This window comes from Nocardiopsis chromatogenes YIM 90109 (assembly GCF_000341185.1).
In the GTDB taxonomy this organism is placed as follows: domain Bacteria; phylum Actinomycetota; class Actinomycetes; order Streptosporangiales; family Streptosporangiaceae; genus Nocardiopsis_A; species Nocardiopsis_A chromatogenes.
This window is the reverse complement of record NZ_ANBH01000235.1, coordinates 1-1,836: the sequence shown is the minus strand read 5'-3', so window position 1 is coordinate 1,836 and position 1,836 is coordinate 1. Positions and strand designations below refer to the sequence as shown.

2 protein-coding genes are annotated in these 1,836 nt (G+C 75.0%); both read right to left on the bottom strand.

Annotation, left to right across the window (positions count from 1 at the left end; genetic code table 11):
* Window positions 1-146: 146 nt before the first annotated feature.
* Complete coding sequence (gene idi / locus D476_RS0121800; RefSeq protein ID WP_017626040.1) at window positions 147-695, bottom strand: isopentenyl-diphosphate Delta-isomerase; 549 nt, start codon at window positions 693-695, stop codon at window positions 147-149.
* 50 nt (window positions 696-745) lie between these two features.
* On the bottom strand, window positions 746-1,714 hold the full coding sequence (locus D476_RS0121795) for a UbiA family prenyltransferase (RefSeq protein WP_017626039.1): 969 nt from the start codon (window positions 1,712-1,714) through the stop codon (window positions 746-748).
* Window positions 1,715-1,836 lie beyond the last annotated feature (122 nt).

Sequence of the window (1,836 nt, the reverse complement as noted above, 5' to 3'; positions counted from 1 at the left end):
CCGGCTCCGGCCCCGGCACCGCGAGGTGCTGCCGCTCGGCGCCGCCGCCGAGGTGCACCGCCGCCTGGAGGCGGGCGAGGGCGCGGGGCGCCGCTTCGTGCTGCGCACGGACGGGGACGCCGACCGCGCCCGGTGACGGCCCGCCGCTACCAGCCGCCCTCGGGGACCAGGCGCCGGATCCCGGGGGCGGCCGCCTCCAGGACGGTGCCGAACCAGGCGGAGAAGGGCTCGGCGGCGCGCAGGGCGGCGAGGCCGTCCGGGGCCACCAGCACGGTCTCGCCCACCTCGGCCGGGTCGGGGCGCGCGTCCGCGCCGATCCGGCCCGCGAACAGGTGGTTGAACTCCCGCTCCACCAGCCCCGTCCCGGTGTCGGTGAACGCGTAGTCGACCGTCCCGACCGCGCTCAGCGCCTCGGGCGCGGCACCGAGCTCCTCGACCGTCCGGCGCACCGCGGCCAGGAACGGGGGCTCGCCGGGCAGGGGGTGGCCGCAGCACGCGTTGGACCAGACCCCCGGCCAGTGGTATTTGCCCTGCGCACGCCGCTGCAGCAGCATCCTGCCGTCGCCGGAGAACAGGAAGACGGAGAAGGCCCGGTGCAGGGCGCCCGGCGGGCGGTGCGCGGCGATCTTCTCCGAGGTGGCGAGGGTACGGCCGTCCCGGTCGACGAGCTCCACCAGGATCGGGGTGTCGGTCACGGCTCCTCCGTCTTCTCCGCGGGCCGGGCGCACCGCCCGGCCCGCGCGGGTCACAGGGCGAGGCGGATCAGGTTGAAGGCCACCAGGCAGACGACGAGCACCCGGAACGCCTTGATGCCCAGGCTCCGGGCGGGCAGCGGGTCGCCGGTGCGCAGGAACCCGGCGTACTGGTGCAGCCGGACGGCGGCGAAGGGCAGCAGCGCGGCCGCGAACCAGGGGGTCACCGCGCCGGCGGCCACCGGCACCAGGACCACCAGCAGGTTGGCGGCGGTGAGGGCGCCCAGGAAGGCCTTGTTGCCGCGCTCGGAGGTGAGCACGGCGACGGTGCGGCGCCCCGCCGCGGCGTCGCCCTCCCGGTCGTTGGTGTTGGAGTATCCGGCGATGAGCAGCTGGCCGAACCCGAAGAGCAGGCCTTGGGCCAGCACGAGCACCGGAAGCTCTCCCGTCGCCAGGCCGTAGGGGGCGATCAGGAAGGCCGACGCGGAGAAGAGCAGGACGGCCTCCCCGAGGCCGTAGTAGCTCAGCTTCAGCCCCCAGGAGTACTGGACGCTGAGCGTGAGCAGCAGCGCCGTGACGGCCACGGCCCACAGCGCCGGATCGGGCGCCAGCAGCACGGCCGCCGCCCACCACAGGGCGCCCCAGGCCAGGCACGCGTACCCGTAGACCTCCGCCTGCCGCACCGACAGCTCGCCGGTGAGCAGGGGCTTGCGCTTGAGCGGCCGGAGCGCGGTGTTCTCGCTCCCGGCGTAGTTCGCGCTGTCGCTGCCGTCCTTCGCCCCGGTGACGTCGTCCAGGGTCATCACGGCGGACAGCACTCCGAGCATGCCCACGGCGAACAGGCCCAGGGCGGTCAGCGCCCCCGGCGAGGCGAGGCCCGCGGGGCCGAGGAGCGTGACGACGATGACGAGTGCGAGGTAGAAGTCCAGGACGAACTTGAACTTGATCAGTCGTGCGTAGCGGCCGAGGTGCTCCAGGAGGCCCGGCCGCGCCTGCGCGATTCCTTCGGGGGACGTGCTCACGATCGCTCCTCGGTGATCTCCTGGAAGCCTTCGGTCGTTCCCAGGGCCGAGGGGCCGCCTCCGACGGCGGGCCCCTCGGCCGCGGACTCTCAGCCGGCGACGGCCACGGACGGCTCGCCGGA